This is a genomic window from Rhizobium sp. BK049 (assembly GCF_014193135.1).
Taxonomy (GTDB): Bacteria; Pseudomonadota; Alphaproteobacteria; order Rhizobiales; family Rhizobiaceae; genus Rhizobium.
In genome coordinates this window covers 19,691-35,738 of sequence record NZ_JACHYV010000032.1, presented here as the reverse complement: position 1 = coordinate 35,738, position 16,048 = coordinate 19,691, and the positions used below count along the sequence as shown (strand labels likewise).

General features: G+C 60.5%; 12 protein-coding genes and 1 pseudogene. 5 read left to right on the top strand and 8 right to left on the bottom strand.

What is annotated here, in order from left to right; translation table 11 throughout:
* Positions 1-12 precede the first annotated feature (12 nt).
* The 3 genes from FHT70_RS26395 to FHT70_RS26385 form a co-directional block, all read right to left on the bottom strand.
* Complete coding sequence (locus FHT70_RS26395) at positions 13-519, bottom strand: GNAT family N-acetyltransferase (RefSeq protein ID WP_183705890.1); 507 nt, start codon at positions 517-519, stop codon at positions 13-15.
* A gap of 386 nt (positions 520-905) precedes the next feature.
* Positions 906-1,277, bottom strand: coding sequence for a hypothetical protein (locus tag FHT70_RS26390; RefSeq protein WP_183705888.1), 372 nt, complete (start codon positions 1,275-1,277; stop codon positions 906-908).
* Positions 1,278-1,416: 139 nt separating this feature from the next.
* The gene (locus FHT70_RS26385; protein WP_183705886.1) at positions 1,417-2,238 is read right to left on the bottom strand and encodes an AraC family transcriptional regulator; all 822 of its coding nucleotides are present in this window, start codon (positions 2,236-2,238) and stop codon (positions 1,417-1,419) included.
* A 93-nt stretch (positions 2,239-2,331) separates the two neighbouring features.
* On the opposite strand from FHT70_RS26385, the gene FHT70_RS26380 reads away from it, so the two are divergent.
* The 3 genes from FHT70_RS26380 to FHT70_RS26370 all read left to right on the top strand — a co-directional run bounded on the left by FHT70_RS26380 (position 2,332) and on the right by FHT70_RS26370 (position 5,429).
* Complete coding sequence (locus FHT70_RS26380) at positions 2,332-3,255, top strand: phytanoyl-CoA dioxygenase family protein (protein ID WP_183705884.1); 924 nt, start codon at positions 2,332-2,334, stop codon at positions 3,253-3,255.
* Positions 3,256-3,420: 165 nt separating this feature from the next.
* Positions 3,421-4,824 carry an aspartate aminotransferase family protein gene (locus tag FHT70_RS26375; protein WP_097600059.1) on the top strand — a complete coding sequence of 468 codons (1,404 nt, stop codon included), beginning with the start codon at positions 3,421-3,423 and terminating at the stop codon, positions 4,822-4,824.
* A 116-nt stretch (positions 4,825-4,940) separates the two neighbouring features.
* Positions 4,941-5,429 (top strand): hypothetical protein, encoded by a 489-nt coding sequence (locus tag FHT70_RS26370; RefSeq protein WP_183705882.1) that lies wholly within the window; start codon positions 4,941-4,943, stop codon positions 5,427-5,429.
* 100 nt (positions 5,430-5,529) lie between these two features.
* Here FHT70_RS26370 and FHT70_RS26365 read toward each other — a convergent pair whose 3' ends face one another.
* Both FHT70_RS26365 and FHT70_RS26360 read right to left on the bottom strand, forming a co-directional pair.
* Entirely contained in the window at positions 5,530-5,952 is a 423-nt protein-coding gene (locus tag FHT70_RS26365) for a TIGR02594 family protein (RefSeq protein WP_097600061.1), read from the bottom strand.
* A 416-nt stretch (positions 5,953-6,368) separates the two neighbouring features.
* Positions 6,369-7,951, bottom strand: a pseudogene (locus tag FHT70_RS26360) (Na+/H+ antiporter).
* Positions 7,952-8,167: 216 nt separating this feature from the next.
* Here FHT70_RS26360 and FHT70_RS26355 point away from each other — a divergent pair.
* Positions 8,168-10,069 (top strand): potassium transporter Kup, encoded by a 1,902-nt coding sequence (locus FHT70_RS26355; RefSeq protein ID WP_097600062.1) that lies wholly within the window; start codon positions 8,168-8,170, stop codon positions 10,067-10,069.
* Between the two features lie 121 nt (positions 10,070-10,190).
* A complete protein-coding gene (locus tag FHT70_RS26350; protein WP_183705881.1) occupies positions 10,191-10,967 on the top strand; it encodes a protocatechuate 3,4-dioxygenase in 777 nt (258 codons plus the stop codon).
* A 104-nt stretch (positions 10,968-11,071) separates the two neighbouring features.
* On the opposite strand, the gene FHT70_RS26345 is transcribed toward FHT70_RS26350, so the two are convergent.
* The 3 genes from FHT70_RS26345 to FHT70_RS26335 all read right to left on the bottom strand — a co-directional run bounded on the left by FHT70_RS26345 (position 11,072) and on the right by FHT70_RS26335 (position 16,047).
* Complete coding sequence (locus tag FHT70_RS26345) at positions 11,072-12,541, bottom strand: right-handed parallel beta-helix repeat-containing protein (protein ID WP_183705936.1); 1,470 nt, start codon at positions 12,539-12,541, stop codon at positions 11,072-11,074.
* Positions 12,542-12,950: 409 nt separating this feature from the next.
* Positions 12,951-14,438 (bottom strand): right-handed parallel beta-helix repeat-containing protein, encoded by a 1,488-nt coding sequence (locus FHT70_RS26340; protein WP_183705879.1) that lies wholly within the window; start codon positions 14,436-14,438, stop codon positions 12,951-12,953.
* Between the two features lie 382 nt (positions 14,439-14,820).
* The gene (locus FHT70_RS26335; RefSeq protein ID WP_183705877.1) at positions 14,821-16,047 is read right to left on the bottom strand and encodes an ABC transporter permease; all 1,227 of its coding nucleotides are present in this window, start codon (positions 16,045-16,047) and stop codon (positions 14,821-14,823) included.
* Between the last annotated feature and the right edge of the window lies 1 nt (position 16,048).

The window sequence follows — 16,048 nt, the reverse complement described above, 5'->3', positions numbered from 1 at the left end:
CGCCGCGACGGCCTAACCCATCAGCCGCCGCGCCATCATCACATCGTCGATCTCCCGGCCATCCTCCAGCACGCCGCCGGGGATACGGCCGATTTCGGCAAAACCTTGCCGCTGGTAGAACCGTATCGCCGCCGTATTTTCGGCGCTGACGAAGAGTTCCAATTGACGGATGCCGATATTGCGCGCGTGATCGGAAATCGCCTCCAGTAGTTTGACGGCAAGGCCCGTTCCGCGCAGCTTGGCGCGGACATAGACCATGACGATCGTGGCGCGGTGGGCCATCTTGCTCGACCGCTGCTGAAACAAGCCCATGATGCCGACGGGCTCGCCTTCGCGAAAGGCTATGAAAACCGGCTCGCTCAGCCGATCGCGCCACTCCTGCAGAGACAGAATTTCCCAGTCTTCGTAGCGGCTGGCAAAGGAGGACGGCTCGGCGCGGAGCGCTTCCAGGCGGATATGCCGGAAAGCCTCCACCTCGTCTGCACCTATGAGCCTGATCGTCACGCCGCCTGCATCCATCGCCACCTCCCGGAATATCGGAGATATGTTGTCGCAGCCGGCTGCAGTGGATGCAACCCGGAAGCGCGAGTTCGATTGGCGCCTGGCCCTACCGCGGCCCGCCAACACACAAGAGAGCCTGTGAATCTATCGATTTTACAATTTTTCGATGCGAGTTAAATCAATGGCTCAGCTCTTTCGAAAACGACGAAATCCAAAAGATTCACAGACTCTGAGGTGCCAGCAGGGGCCTCGAAGGATCATCCTGACGGCGGGTGCATCGGCGGTTGATGAATGCAAGAAGCAGCGTTGAGCCGCGTGCTTCGAGGCTCCGCCCTCGCGGGCCGCACACCTCAGCATGAGGAGCCTTGGAGAAGGCCGTGCCCGAATGGCAGCGCCAACTCTACCTACTGCGCCGGCGTTCCCACCCGGCCGCCTTTGCGCACGCCCGATTGATCGGGCTGCGCCTCCGGCTGATTGCCAAGCCGCAGATCCCATTGGTTGGGAGGCCGCATGGCGGGCTGGTCTGTCGTCGGTTCGCGGGTCGACCGCACGATCAGATCATCCGGTTCGAAGGCCGTTTGATCGCCAGGTCTCTCCATCTGAACCGGCGCAATCTGGTGGAAGACGACGAGAAGAATTATCCCGACTACCGAGCACACGAGCGCATAGAGAATGAAATATTTCAGTGCATATCCCTCGCTGATCGACAGAGCGGCCTTGACAGCGGCGCGAATGATATTTCGTACATCATTGATGGATACTTCGAAAGAAGGCAATAGATTTCAGCAGATCCTTAGAAAATTTCGAAAACAGCCACATAAAATCAATATTTATTGGAGAAAATCGTCTTTCTCTTCCCGTAACGCTTGATTTATTCAACATCGCAGCAAAGACCGCGATCCATACTGCAACAGCTCAACCTCGCTTATATCGCATCCGGAATTCACGGGGGCTGCAGCCCTCGCGCTCACGAAAGACGCGAGAGAAATAGAACGGGTCTTCGATGCCGACCATGGCTGCGATGGTTTCGATCTTCTCGTCTGACATGGCGAGCAGTTGCTTGGCCTGGTCCATACGCGCTCGAAGCTGGAAGGCCTTTGGCGGCATGCCCGTTTCGGCTATGAATTTACGCCGCAGCGTGGCCGGCGACATGCCGTGCTCGGAGGCAAACGAGGCAAGGTCGAGCGGCTGCAGCGCCCTGCCCCGCAGCGTCTCGACGAGATCGGCGGACGCACCCTCGCCTTCGCGACCTGCAGCAGCGCTCGCCTGCCGCGCGGCGGTGATGACGATACGATGGAGCGCCAATGCCGCCGAGGCCTGTCCTAGATGGCTGTCGTCGACGAGATCGGCATGCAGCCGCCCGAAGAGCCGCACCACCTCCTCGCGATGGCGCAGCGTCACGAGGGGATGACGCTCGCCAATCAGCCGCATCCGCACGAAATCCCGCGTGAACGAACCTTCAAACAGCGCCCAGCGCTCGTCCCATCCAGCTTCGTCAGGCCCATAGGAATGCGAGCGGTTCGGAAACAACCAGAAGAGCGCCGGCCCCTCCACGGGTTGGCGCCCGCCCGCAGCGGTTTCGAGAAACCCCCGCCCGCGCTCCACCAGCACGGCCGCAAAGCTCGGCAGCCTCCTGTCCTTCACGGCATGGCGCGCATGCTGCCTGCCGCTGCCCGTCACAGCAAGCCCGCCGGCCGCGGCAAGGGGAGATCGATAGATGGCCTCTGCTTCTCTCATGAGCGAAAAATCCAGCTGCAGCTTTCCTCCATGGCGATCGGCCCACGCAACCGACAAGCTGGAGGCAGGTAAGTCAAAGCAAGGATGATTGTAATGTCAATTGTCGCGAATGCTGCCGGGATGGAAGTGATGCAATCGCCCCTCGCTGCCCGTGGCAAGACAATCCCTGCAGAAAGGCTCGGCCTGCTGACGCAGACCGATCCTGCCATAGGCGTCGAGGCCATCCGCCGCCGCTATGAGGAGGATGGTTATGTCTGGCTGAAGGGCCTTCTGCCGAGCGCCGAAGTGATCGATTTCCGCCGCTGGGTCTTCGCCCACCTCGCCGAAACCGGCCTGCTGGCGCCCGGCCATGATTTCGCACTTGGCATCGCGGCCGCCGAAGGCTTCGACTGGAACCTCGCCAACCGCCGCCTAATGTCGATCGTCCGCTCCGCCGCCTATGAAGGCTTCTGCGCCCAACCGCGGCTCGTCAGCTTCATGGACGCCTTTCTCCAGGGCATCTCCTATCTCCATAAACGCAAGCTGATGCGCTATGTCCAACCCGGCACGGCGGTGGCGACCCCCGCCCATTACGACCTCGTCTATCTCCGCGGCGGCACCAGCCGGCTCGTCACCGCCTGGATCCCGATCGGCGACACCCCCGCCGAAATGGGCGGCCTCGTCTATCTCGAAGGCTCGCATGCGCTCGGCCGCAGGATGGAGGCGGAATTCCAGGCGAACAGCGGCACTCTCTCGCCGGAAGAGCGGATCAGCGCCTATAACAGTCACATGGCCGAAGGCGGCTGGATCTCCAAGGACCTGCCTGATATAGCCGAGCGCTTCAACGCCCGCTGGCTCGCCGCCGATTACGAGGCTGGCGACGTCGTGCTGCACTCCCCCTACATAATCCACGCCGCCACGAACAACGAAGACCGCACCCGGCGGCTGCGCCTCTCCACCGACATCCGCTACCAGAACGTCGACGACGAAATCGATGCCCGCTGGAGCAACCACTGGAGCCTTGGGGATATGCTGTAAGCCTTTGGCCCCGCGGCGCAACGCTTCAGCCGAAGCCAAACCCGCCTGGATCGATTCTTCGCGAACCAAGACAGCGACGGCGATATCGGATAGACTTGCCGGCGCCGGCAGCTTGCCTGGAGGCGGTCCCCAGTGACGGGCGGGCGTCCGGCGGAGGGGGATCGCATGTCGGCAATCGCATCTCTGTTTCAGGAAGCCGCGCGGCTTGCAGCCGGGTTTCGTGAGCGCGCGCCGGCCCGGCATGTGCCCCGGCACAACTATGCCGCTTCGCTCGCCACCTTCGACGAGCCGCTGCCGGCGGCCGGCGCCGATATGGCCGATGTCATCAGGCAGCTCGCCGCGAACGCGGAGCCCGGCCTGCATTTCACCACGGGCCCACGCTTCTTTGGCTGGGTCATCGGCGGCTCTCATCCGGTCGGCGTGGCGGCCGACTTCCTGACCAGCGCCTGGGGCCAGAATGCCGGAAACCACGTCGCCGCCCCGGCGGCGGCCGCAGTCGAAACGGTCTCGGCGAGATGGCTTCTCGACATCCTGAAGCTGCCGGCCGAAAGCTCTGTCGGCTTCGTCACGGGAGCCACGGTCGCCAATTTCACCTGCCTTGCCGCTGCCCGCGGCGAGGTGCTGCGCAAGGCTGGCTGGGATGCGGACGCAAAAGGCCTGTTCGGCGCGCCCGAGATCACCGTGCTGATCGGCGACGACGCCCACACGACGGTCTTCTCGGCGCTTCAATTCCTCGGCCTCGGCCATGACCGCGTGCTGCGCCTGCCGACCGATCCAATGGGCCGGATCGATCCGGCTGTACTCAGCGACGCGCTTGCCCCGGTCAGCAGCCCCTGCATCGCCATTCTCCAGGCCGGGCAGATTAATACTGGCGCTTTCGACGACTTCATCCGCCTGACCCCGGCGCTGAAGGAAAAAGGCGCCTGGGTGCATGTTGACGGCGCCTTCGGCCTCTGGGCGCAGGCTTCGGAGAAATTCAGCCACCTCAGCCGCGGCATCGAGGCGGCCGATAGCTGGGCGACGGACGGCCACAAATGGCTGCAAACGCCCTATGACTGCGGCTATGCGATCGTGCGCAGCGAGCTTGCCCACCGCCGCGCCATGACGATCGCCGCCAGCTATCTGCCATTCGCAGCAGAGGGCGAGCGCGACCCCTCCCATTACGTGCCGGAGCTTTCCCGGCGCGCCCGCGGCTTCGCCACCTGGGCGATGTTGAAACATCTCGGCCGCGACGGCATCGCCGCCCTCATCGACCAATGTTGCGCGTCGGCCCGCCTGCTGGCCGAGTACCTCCAGCGTGAACCCGGCATCACCATCCTGAACGAGATCACGCTGAACCAGCTGATCCTCCGCTTCGCCGCCGACAGCCCGGACGATCAAAGCGACGCGATCACCCGCAAGACCATCGCAAAGATCTGTGAAGACGCCACCCTCTTCGCCGGCGGCGCCAAATGGCGCGGCCGCGACGTTATGCGGCTCTCCGTCACTAATTTCCAGACGAACGCAGACGAAGCCCGGCTGGCCGCCGACAGCATCATCGCTGCCTTCCGCAGTGTCAGCCGCGACTGACCTTGTTCCACTTGCAACCTCAGCCATTGACGCCTTCCCGAGCAGTAATACGGTCCTCACTTCAGCACTGAGAATTCAACCAGCCCCTCCCTCGCCACGTGTCCTCAACGGTTCCCATGTCTCGATATCTCCCCGCGATTGCCGCTCTTCTCACGCTGATTCCAGCCACCGGCGATGCCAGTGAGGCGCGTGGAAAATCGACGCCTCCTCCTGCGAAGGGCTGCGTGGAGATCGGCGGAACGGTACTACCAGGAATGGTCGGAGGCCCAGCCTATGCGGCAGCCGAGCTAAAATGCGGCGCAAAGCTTTTGCTGGTGCTTCGACGCCAGACCGCCATGAATGGAAGTCTCCCCGTCTGGACCGTGATTGACCAGGTAACGATCTCAAAGCCGAGCCCCCACCACGAACTTCTGCAGCCGGCCTTTTGCTCATCGAGGCGGTTTCCTGATGCCGCCATCTTTGCACTCGGCAGGATGGCGGAACAGCCAGATGGCTCTTATCGATCCGAGAATCTGGTCAAAGCCTGGCGATTCGACATCACGCGCGAAAGGCTGGCCTCCATCCCCATCGATGGCGTGCTATGTGCGTTGGACGGGATTGATTGACGATCGGTGCGCCGATTCCAACGATAAGCCGCCCCTCCTTCGAGGCGCAGCCTCCAAACCTCAGCACCAGGGCCGACCGTTGGGCCAGGTGCCAACGGCTTCATCGTCGAACGGCAACGACCGAACTGGCGCGGTAGCGTGACAGCTGGACGCGGTTGGATTGGTTGCCGCCGAAGAGATAGACGTACTGGCGCCGCTGATCGAAGTGATCGAACAGGCTGACATGGAACCGCCTGCCGCTTCGGATCACAACGACATCTCCCCGCCTTGCCGAGCGAAAGAAGACAGGTTTGCCGAAGCTTTTCCAGGAAACTGCCATATTGGGATTGGGCGGCGGCTGGCGTGACGATCGTTTGGCGACAAAGGCGAGGAATGCTCCGCACCACGACGTTCTGCGGGGATTGATGCTGAGAAATGAAATAGAACGTTCGTGCATGCGATTATATTTCGAAGCCGTGACGAGCATGTCGGCCTCACATGGCACGGCAAAAACCGTGAGGGCTAGGACGAGAATAATTTTCATTGTTTCTCACCATTGTTTGGATAATTTCAAACATCCGAAATGTGGCGAAGAAAAAATCGCGGCTGGAACGTATATTTGAATCATGGCCGCAATTAGAAGCAATTTGACCGCGTATTTTTTCCTGTATTAAAGAAATAAAACTTAGGCGAACCGGCGACGGTACCCGCAAAACGGACGAATATTGGCAATCTCCAAACACTCAGCTGGCGAAGTCGACAAATTGAGAATTCGATGTTGGGGGTGACGAAAACCCGGTGCCATATGGGAGCCGAAGCGGAACAATCCGCCGGAATCTCGCAACGATCCGATGGAACGGCATTAGTTACGATGGGATTTATATTTCCAGGATCGCATCGAATACTTCGAATGCAGTGCGTATTTTTACCGGCCGTCTTCGATCTGACTCGATCGCAAACTCAGGCTTTAGCTGAAATCGCGCTCAATTCCTCCAGATCGAGATCCCGTTCCAGCTCCTCCAGCGTCTCGTCGTCGATATCACCGGCGCGGTGGAGCCGAATGAGTTCCCGACGGCCGGTCGCAACCGCCTCGAGAACAACATCAAAATGGGCGTGGAGCATCGGGATATAATGTTCCGTTCTCGCGGCGTAATCGACGATAGCGGTGGCTCGGCGTTGGTATCGCTCCAGCAATTGCGGGTGGATGAGATTTCCCTCAGGGTCGTATGCCAGGTTTTGGACGGTTCCAAGCTGCGCCTGCGCCATGGCGGCTTCGGCCTGACTCATTGTGAGACGCGCCCTTTCCGTCTCCGGCTCCACCAGCCGCGCCCAGGCAATAATCCGCCCCAAACTCGTTCCCTGGACGAGCACGGTTCCAACAATGACGGCAAATGATGTTGCGAGGATGAAGTCGCGGCCGGGGAATTCTTCTGGCAGGCTGAGCGCCAGGGCAAGCGTCACCACGCCCCGCACGCCGGCCCAGCTGAGGACGGTGGCGCCGCCGGCGCCCAGCGGCTTGGCGCATTTGAACCCCAGCGGAGCACAAAGCCGGATGACGATATCTGAGGCGAAGACCCATGCAAAGCGGGCGATCACGAGCGTGACGAGGATCGCCAGCATCGGCAGTCCCATGGTGGCAATCACTGTGGCGAAACCGCCGCCGCGCTCGACGACATCGCGCAGCGACAGCCCGATCAATGTGAAAACAGAAGCTTCCATCAGGAAGATCATCACAGTCCAGAACGACGTGCCTCGCATGCGCGTTGCGGCCGAGAATACGGTGTGCTGGTGCCAGGAAGCGATCAGACCCGTGGTAACCGTGGCAATGACGCCGGAAACGTGCAGCAATTCGCCGAGCAGATAGGAAATCCAGGCGAGCAGCACAGTGGCGGCGATGATGAGATATTCGTCGCCCAGGCGCCGGACGAATTTCACCCACACCGTTCCGACAACGACGCCGACGACCATGCCGCCGAGCGCCAGCACAAGGAAGCTGGCAGCCGCCTCCATCGCGCTGAAACTTCCCGTTGCGGCGGCGGCGACGGCAAAGCGAAATAGAACCAGACCGCTCGCATCGTTCAGCAAGCTCTCGCCTTCCAGCAGAATTTGCAGCCGCCGCGGCAGCCTGACGCGCTCCAGCACGGCGCGGGCCGACACCGCATCAGGCGGTGCAACGATCGCGCCAAGTGCTGCACAGGCGGCCCAGGGAAGTGACGGAAAGAGAAGATGGGTCACGACGGCCACGACGGCACAGGTGAAGAATACTGCTCCGACGGCGAGCGAGGCAATGCCGATCATATGGCGCCGCAGCCGCACGAGAGCGATGGCCCAGGCGCCGTCCATCAAGAGCGGTGGCGGAAGATGACAAGCACCAGCCCGGGATCTACGGTGATCGCCGGTAGCCCCGGCACGAAGGCCAGCAGAGCGCCGCCGGCCAGCAGCGCAACGGACGGTGGCAAACCCAGCCTGTGAGCAGCGTAATGCAGCGCGATGATCGCGAGAAACATCGCAATGACCAGCTCGAACAATTGAGTGGGTTCCATCTCACTCGCCCCCTGCCTAAAAACTGATTTCGAATGCCTACTATATTATTTTCCGGGCCGAAATCGCTTCATTCCGAACTCCTCGCGGCAGGCATGTCGGGGCCGACAGTCATGCTTCGCTTCGCCACGAAAAGATTGCACCGACACGAATTTACTTGCCCTTCTCCAATGCGGCATATGTTTCTGTCTGTAAGCAAGAGGCGTGAGCGGGGAAACATGACTTCAACACATGCGGACAAGAGCAGTGACCTCGGCAGTCGGAGCGGCTTTGTCGGATTGGTCGTCGGTGCAGTCGGCGTCGTATATGGCGATATCGGCACCAGCCCGCTCTACGCCTTTCGCGAGGCGCTCAGGCCTTTTGCTGCCGATGGCATACACGAGCCGGAAGTGATCGGCCTGATCTCTCTGATGGTCTGGACGCTAACCGTTATCGTGACTTTCAAATATGTGCTGTTCCTTCTCAGGGCGGACAATGACGGCGAAGGTGGTACCCTCTCGCTTCTTGCCCTCCTGATGAAGAAGATGGGACGAAACGTGCCGGTCCTGTTCTTCGCCGGGCTGATCGGGGCAGCCCTCTTCATCGGCGATGCAATGATCACGCCTGCCCTCTCGGTCATGTCAGCGCTCGAAGGTCTGAAGCTGGTCACGCCGACCTTTGCCGATTATGTCCCGCTCGCCTCGGCTGCGATCATGATCGTTCTCTTTGCCGCGCAGTCGAGGGGGACTGCAGCTGTCTCCATGTTTTTCGGGCCGATAACGGTCTTATGGTTTCTGGCCATGGCTGCCGGCGGCTTGATCCATATCGGCGACGACTGGAGGATTTTGGCCGCCCTCAATCCGATCAATGCGCTTTCGTTCCTCGCTCATGCAGGCACGGTCGGCCTCATCGTGCTCGGCGCCGTTTTTCTGACGGTGACGGGTGCCGAAGCGCTCTATGCCGATCTCGGGCATTTCGGCCGCCGCCCCATCCAGACGGCGTGGTTCGTACTCGTCTTTCCTGCATTGCTTCTGAACTATATCGGCCAGGGCGCGCTCGTTCTCGCCCATCCCGAAACGGCCACCAACCCATTCTTTCTGATGTATCCGGATTGGATCCTGTTGCCAGTTGTCATACTGGCGACGATGGCGACGATCATCGCCAGCCAGGCCGTCATCACCGGCGCTTTTTCTCTCGCCCGCTCGGCGGTTCATCTCGGCTTCCTGCCGAGGCTGCGGATCAAATTCACGTCCGAGACCAACACGGGCCAAATCTACGTACCGAGCGTCAATCTCCTCCTGCTGGTCGGCGTGCTGATGCTGATCTTTTCCTTTGGCGACTCCGAGTCGCTGGCGACTGCCTACGGTATCTCGGTGACTGGAACCATGGTCATCTCGACCATGCTGTCCTTCCAATTCCTGCGGGCTGTCTGGGGCTACTCGCTCATGCTCGCCGCCATGCTGCTGCTGCCGCTCTTCATTATCGAAGTCTTGTTCCTGGCAGCCAATCTGCTGAAGATCCACGATGGCGGCTGGGTTCCGGTCGCCCTGGCGCTGGCAATCATGATTTTGATGTGGACTTGGACCCGGGGGCAAGCCTACCTCAAGAGACTGCGGGCCAACAACGAAATTCCGCTCGATTCCTTCATCCGGTCGATCGAGCGGAAGTCGGATCATTCACCGGTTACCGTTCCGGGAACGGCGGTTTTTCTTACCAGCGTGCCAGACCGGACGCCGAACGTTCTGCTCCACAATCTCAAGCACAATCATGTGCTGCACGAACAGAACGTCATCCTGACTGTCTGGACCGAGGACGAACCCTATGTTCCCGACAACAGGCGCATCAAGATAAGCCAACTCTCGCCGCGTTTCGTGCGTCTCGATATCACTTTCGGCTTCATGGACGATCCTGATGTCACCAGGGCGCTGGCGCTCTGTAGAGAAGGAGGTTTCAAGTTCGAGATCATGAAAACGTCCTTCTATCTCGGCCGCCGCAACCTCGTCAGGACGCCGAACACCGGCCTGCCCGGCTGGCAGGAACGCATATTCATGGCGCTGGAAGGCTTTGCCATCGATCCCTCCGACTATTTCAACCTGCCGTCAAACCGCGTTGTCGAGCTTGGCGAACAGGTTGCCATCTAAGGTCTGATGGCATCGCCCTGCTGCGCGCCGACAGCCTCGTCACCTTGATCATTGCCGGGATTTAACTAGAAGTGCCGGCCTATCCCCCTTACACGCCAGGTCTTGAGACAAAGGAGGACATATGAAGAGGCGCACTCTTGTACTTGGCGGCGCCGCGATTGCCGCATCCTCGGTTGTTGCGACGGCAATCTGGCCGCGGCGGCATGCCGCGGCGGCAGCCAGGACGTTCGACTGGAAGGGCACTGATTTTCTGAGCGGCGGCACCAAGTCTGTCGCCTTGGAAAAGCTGCCCGCGCCGCTCTTCCGCACTCGCCCGAATTGCGTCGTGACCCTGGCCCAGACCCGTGGCCCCTGCCATGTCAACGACGTCCCGGCCCGCCAAGACATCTCTGAAGGAGAAGCCGGACTGCCGTTGCGGCTGGCCCTCCGTATCGTCCATGCCGCCGACTGCCGGCCGGTCGAAAACGCCGATATCGAAATCTGGCATCCCGATCACCGTGGCATCTATTCCGGCCGAGAGGCTGCGAAGATGTGTACGCTTGGTGACGCCGAGGCAATCAGCGGGCTCGCATTTCGCGGTCGCCAACTGACCGACGAGGCCGGGCAGGCAAGTTTTTTGACCGCCTATCCGGGATGGTATAGTGGCCGCACGCCGCATGTTCATTGCCGCATCCTCGCAGACGGCAAGGAGCTTCTCGTCAGCCAGCTCTATTTCGACGACGCCCTGAGTGACATCATCTATGGTGAGCATCCCGACTATCGTGAACGCCCTCGCCGCGATACGCGCAACGACAATGACGGCCTCATTCCGCAGGACGCTACCGATCACATCTTCGATTTTGAGAAGCTCGATGGCGGCGTGCTTTCCGCCACGATTACGATCGGCCTCTCTTCCTGAGCCGATAGCGACGAGCGACAAGAGGCCCTTTCTCCGAACGCTGCTCGGCGATCTCTCTGATGCCGCCACGGCTTCTCCCCGTAGCGGCGATGCGCCCGGCTATCTCAGTGCAGCATGCCGTGTTCAAGGATAGAGATGATCAGAGGGTCTGCTTCTGAATGATTCAACGGCTGAGGCGTCATCTCATGGTGTGAAATTTCGCTGCCGTTTTCCTGGCCAGCAAGATCGGCGGCTTCGATGGTGACGCCGTGATCGCCGTTGCCAAGTGTCGACCCGTGCTTTTCGGCAGCCGCCTTGCCAAAGTGACGAAGCAGCAGGGTTTCATCTGATATACCGTTTTCCCAGTTTGGATTGTCGTGATAGGCGCCGAGCTTATCCGCTGCAATCTTGTCGGCAGCGAGTTTCAGGTCGTTGTGGGATGTGAGCCCGGTGTCCGATACGAGGCTGACGCTTGCATCGGCGGCGGCGAGGCTGTCGGCGCTTGCAAGCGTGGTAGGACTTTCTTCGATGATTGTGTTATCACTGACGGGAAAGGTGCCTGCAGCGATGATCGAGGGGGAGATGCTGTATGGCGTGACATCGCTCGCGATGAAATTGTCATGGAAGGATCCAGATGCCGGCCGGTCGACCTTCAATGCCGCTTGGGTCAGGTCATCGAAGAGGTTGCCGTAGATATCGATGCCCTCGCGAACATAGGTCGTCGTGCCGGCGGAGCTGACAGCCACGCCCCAGGCGCCGTCATGGATGTAATTTCCGGCGATATCGTAGTTGCGCGTATCGCCCTGGTCGCCAAGACCGATGGCGTAAGACCAGCTGTAGCCACCATAGCCGGAGATATCGTTGTCATGGATGGCAATATCCGTGCCGGCCTGCGCGCTGATCCCGAAGCCGCCGCCGAGGATAGTGTTCCCCTCGATCACCGCGTCGACGGGCCGCACGAGCGTCAGTACTCCCTTCGGCGTCACCGCACCCGTCTGATCGAGATAATTGCCGGTGATGACGATGTTGCTGCTGTCGTTTAGCTGAACGGCATCCGCCGCAGTGCCGTGGGCATTGGTGACAGTGTTGTTGAGGAGAGTGACGCCGTTGATCTTCTCAATCCAGATGCCGTCGCCGTTGACGTCGTTGATCGTGCTGTTTTCGATCGTGATGTTCGAGCCGGTCCGGAGGGTGATGGAACCGGATTTGGACAATCCGGTGTGATCGACCTCGACATTACGAACGGTCCAATTTGAGACATAGCCGCCATAGATGGCTGCGCCGCCGGTGTCGGAGATCTTGATGTTCTCAATGACAATGTTCGACGCATAGAGACTGTGAATGCCGTCATTGGGACTCTGAATGACGGGCGCGTCGCCGACGCCGTAGCTGCCGATGGTGATCGGAGCATCGACGGTGCCGGAATATTTCAGGTCGAGCTGGTCGCTATACACCGTGCCGGCGGCGAGCAACACACTGTCGCCCGGTTGCAGCTTCAAGTTTTCCACCGCCCAGAACGACGCGAAAGGCGCATTCGCACTGGTTCCGGCATTGGTGTTGGAGCCGGTCGCTGAATTCACATAATAAACGGTCATATCGCCTGTTCTCGCATTGTCGCGCAGCCGCTGGCTCGGCTGCAACGAGTGGATCGGATGCGGTCGAGAGCTGAAGGCCATGCTCAAGATGGCGTTCTACTGCCGTTACGGCGGGTCGGCAGGCCTATAGGCCTGCCTTGCTCCCAAGAAGCGCCTGGCGGAGGCTGCTTCCCGAAGAGTACAACTTATGAGAAATTAATCCAGAAAATAACGACCAAAAGGTGAATGAATAGTAACTTACGCTGCTGTCGCGGAGTCGCGGTATCGGTCACCCTCATTTGGGTGGGCGACCTCATCCTTGGAGGCCGCCAGGGGCATCTAAACATGTGGTCGGAGAGAGGGCGCAGCAACCTCGCCGAAGGCGCGAAGCCTCGATGATGAGGGCGGGTGATCAGCCCGCCCCCTCACCTTAGCTCAGCAAGCCCTCCAGATGGACAAAGACGGTCAGCGTGTCCGTGTCGCTGTGATGCGAAGGTCCATCATCGATCCCGTAACTGAAGGTTTCACTCACATGTCCGCTATGATCGGGAAGCTTCGCCTCATCGAGCGTGTAGGCATAGTTGCCCTCCCGATCCACGTGGATGACGCCGTAGTCGCCGGTCAACGTCAGCCCGTGCTTGCCAACGCTTTCGTCGCCGAAGCGGCGAAGCATCAGCGTGCCGTTTTCCGAGCTGTCGTTTTCGAGAAGGTTGCCGCGATGGGCCGCCCCCGTGTCGGTGAAGATCTTCAAATTGTCATGGACGGCGACGACGGCCGTATCGGCGGACGCCTCCGTGACTGCGGCAGTCTTGGCAACCGAGCTCGCCAGCACCGTCTCGACATTGGCAACCGTCTGGTTGTTTTTGACCATGAAGGTGTGCGCGTCGGCGATGGCCGGCGATATGCTACTGGCCTCGACGCCGCTCTCCATCGTGTTGTTGTAGAAGGAGCCGGATGCCGGCCTGTCGACCTTCAACGCCGCCTGCTTGAGATCGTCGAATATATTGTCATGGACCTTGATATTGGTGCGGATATAGCTGGTGCCGCTTGAGGCGGTGACGACCACCCCCCACGCGCCATCATGGATGTAGTTGCCGGATATATCATAGTCTCGCGAATTGCCCTGGTCGCCGAGGCCGATGGCGAAGGACCAGTCGTAACCGTGATATCCGGAGATGTCGTTGTCGTGGATCGCGATATTATTGCCCGCGGGCGCGCTGATGCCGAAGCCGCCGCCGGTCAGCACATTATCCTCGATCACCGCATTCGCAGCCCGCACCAGCGCGATCACGCCCTTTGGACTATTGGCATCGGTCTGATCGAGATGATTGCCCTTGATCAGAATATTGCTGCTATCGTTGATCTGTACGGCATCGGCTCTTGAGCCGTTCGCGCTGGTGACGGTGTTGTTGAGAAGCCTTATGCCGTTGACCTTCTCGATCCAGAAGCCGTCGCCGTTGACGCTCGTTATCTTGCTGTTTTCGATCGTGACGTTCTGGCTGCTCCTGAAGGTGACGGCGCCATCACTTTCCGACAATCCCGTCTTGCCGATCTCGACGCCTCGGACCGTCCAGTTCTTGACGTTGCCGCCATAAATGCCAGGGCCGCCGGTATTCGATATCTTCAGGTTCTCGATCACGATGTTCGATGCATAAAGGCTATGAATGCCGTCGCCGCCACTATGGATGACAGGTGCGGCCCCCGTCCCGTAACTGCCGATCTTGATGGGCGCGCTCTCGCTACCGGAATATTTGATATCGAATTGTTCGTTGAACACGCTCCCCTTGGCGAGCAGCACGCTGTCGCCTGGTTTCAGTGCCAAGGATTCCACTTTGGACAAAGTCGCAAAAGCCGAGTTCTGGTTCGTCCCACCGTTGCGGTCGGAGCCAGTCGCTGAGTTCACATAGTAGATTGTCATATCACCAATGTTGCCCTGTTCGTCGGATCGCTATGTCGCCACTGAGACCGACCGGGATCGGCCAATCGTCCTGCGGCCGGGGCAACCGTCCACGGCAAGAAGGCGAGAAGATGTTGTCAATGCGGCAGCGACCGGTTTACGGGTTTTGTTCCACAGGCAACGGCCCCCGGTCTGATAAGGCGCTGAAAAGCCGCAACCAAAACAGGGAAAATAGCGACTCAGAGGCGAATAAATCGAGGAACGTCGGGCAGCGAGATATCTTCTTTCCAGGCGGTACCGCAGTGATTCTGCTTGCGATTCGCATGAAGCCACAGCGCCAGCTATGCCAATCAGCCCCAATCGTGAGCAGGCCAGAGGGCCTCTCGAATGACGGGGCGGGTGATCATCTCAGCGCTATTTCTCCCCTCGCCTGCAGCGCCGAAGTCAACGGCAGGCGAGCGGCGGCAATCGCCGGCAGGGCGCCGCCCAGGATGCCGATGGCAAGGCCCAGCAGGCCGGCAGTGAACACCACGTCGGGAGTGACGTCGAGCTGAAAGGCCATCCTGGTCGTGTTGCCGCCCATCGTGCTTGCCTGCCAACCATCGAAAGCGAGCTTGGAGGCCAAGACACCGAGGCCGGTGCCGGCCACCGACAGGAGCACCGCCTCCACCCAGGTAGCGACCAAAGCCGGCAGGCGGGCAAAGCCGAGGAGGCGCAGCGTAGCGATCTCAACGCTGCGGTCGGAAATCGAACTCATCATCGTATTCAAGGCACCCGCCGCCGCACCGATCGCCATCAGCAGCGCGATCGGCCAGCCGAACAGGCGGATCAGGCTCTCGGTGCGCTCGGCCTGGCCGGCGTAGAGCTCAATCTCGGAAACGGCCACGAGCGGCGTGCCAGGCAAGGCCGACAACCGATCGCGCAATGCCGCCAGTGCTCTTGCGGGATCGCCTTCGCCGTTGAGCCGCACACGCAGGCTCTGCACCTGCCCCTGGCGGTCGAAAACCGATTGCACCGCCTCCAGATCCGCCCAGATCTCGGATTCAAAGGCGCTGCCGTCTGAAGTGAAATGCCCGACGATCCTCCAGTCGAGCGCGCCAAGGCGGATCGTGTCGCCAACTGCGAAACCCGGAAAAGTATCGGCGATGCGGGCACCGACGACGATCTCACGCGCGCCTTGCGAAAACAGCCGCCCCCGCGAAAGCCGCGCGCGTTCACGCAAGCCGGGGCCCGCCGGATCCATGCCTCTGAGCGACAGCGTCTGCTCGACGCCTTCGCCTTGCCTGACATCGACGGGAACGACGGTCTCGCGCGACAATGCCGGATTGCTCGCGCCGTCGCGCGCGATCCCGGTCTCGCCGCTCATGGCCACAAGGCTGCGGATTGCCTCGGCCGGCACCTCCGAACCAGTCTCCTGGTTGGTGCCGCCGCCGAGAATGACGGCGATATCAGCCGACCCGGCGCCAGCGAGCGCGGCCTCGAAACCGCGCGCCATCGCCAGGAAACCTGAGAGCACCGCCACGACGAGAGCGACCGACAGCACCATCGACAACGAGATCCACAGCCGGCGCGGCAAGCTGCCAAGGTTGACTCTGATCATAAGAAAGGTCTGCTTGAGCGTTGATGACATT

Excerpts from the sequence above, each read along its gene's own strand:
- FHT70_RS26395 (WP_183705890.1), bottom strand. The coding sequence starts at position 519 with ATGGATGCAGGCGGCGTGACGATCAGGCTCATAGGTGCAGACGAGGTG.
- FHT70_RS26385 (WP_183705886.1), bottom strand. The coding sequence starts at position 2,238 with ATGAGAGAAGCAGAGGCCATCTATCGATCTCCCCTTGCCGCGGCCGGC.
- FHT70_RS26380 (WP_183705884.1), top strand. The coding sequence starts at position 2,332 with ATGTCAATTGTCGCGAATGCTGCCGGGATGGAAGTGATGCAATCGCCC.
- FHT70_RS26375 (WP_097600059.1), top strand. The coding sequence starts at position 3,421 with ATGTCGGCAATCGCATCTCTGTTTCAGGAAGCCGCGCGGCTTGCAGCC.
- FHT70_RS26370 (WP_183705882.1), top strand. The coding sequence starts at position 4,941 with ATGTCTCGATATCTCCCCGCGATTGCCGCTCTTCTCACGCTGATTCCA.
- FHT70_RS26365 (WP_097600061.1), bottom strand. The coding sequence starts at position 5,952 with ATGAAAATTATTCTCGTCCTAGCCCTCACGGTTTTTGCCGTGCCATGT.
- FHT70_RS26355 (WP_097600062.1), top strand. The coding sequence starts at position 8,168 with ATGACTTCAACACATGCGGACAAGAGCAGTGACCTCGGCAGTCGGAGC.
- FHT70_RS26350 (WP_183705881.1), top strand. The coding sequence starts at position 10,191 with ATGAAGAGGCGCACTCTTGTACTTGGCGGCGCCGCGATTGCCGCATCC.
- FHT70_RS26345 (WP_183705936.1), bottom strand. The coding sequence starts at position 12,541 with ATGACCGTTTATTATGTGAATTCAGCGACCGGCTCCAACACCAATGCC.
- FHT70_RS26340 (WP_183705879.1), bottom strand. The coding sequence starts at position 14,438 with ATGACAATCTACTATGTGAACTCAGCGACTGGCTCCGACCGCAACGGT.
- FHT70_RS26335 (WP_183705877.1), bottom strand. The coding sequence starts at position 16,047 with ATGTCATCAACGCTCAAGCAGACCTTTCTTATGATCAGAGTCAACCTT.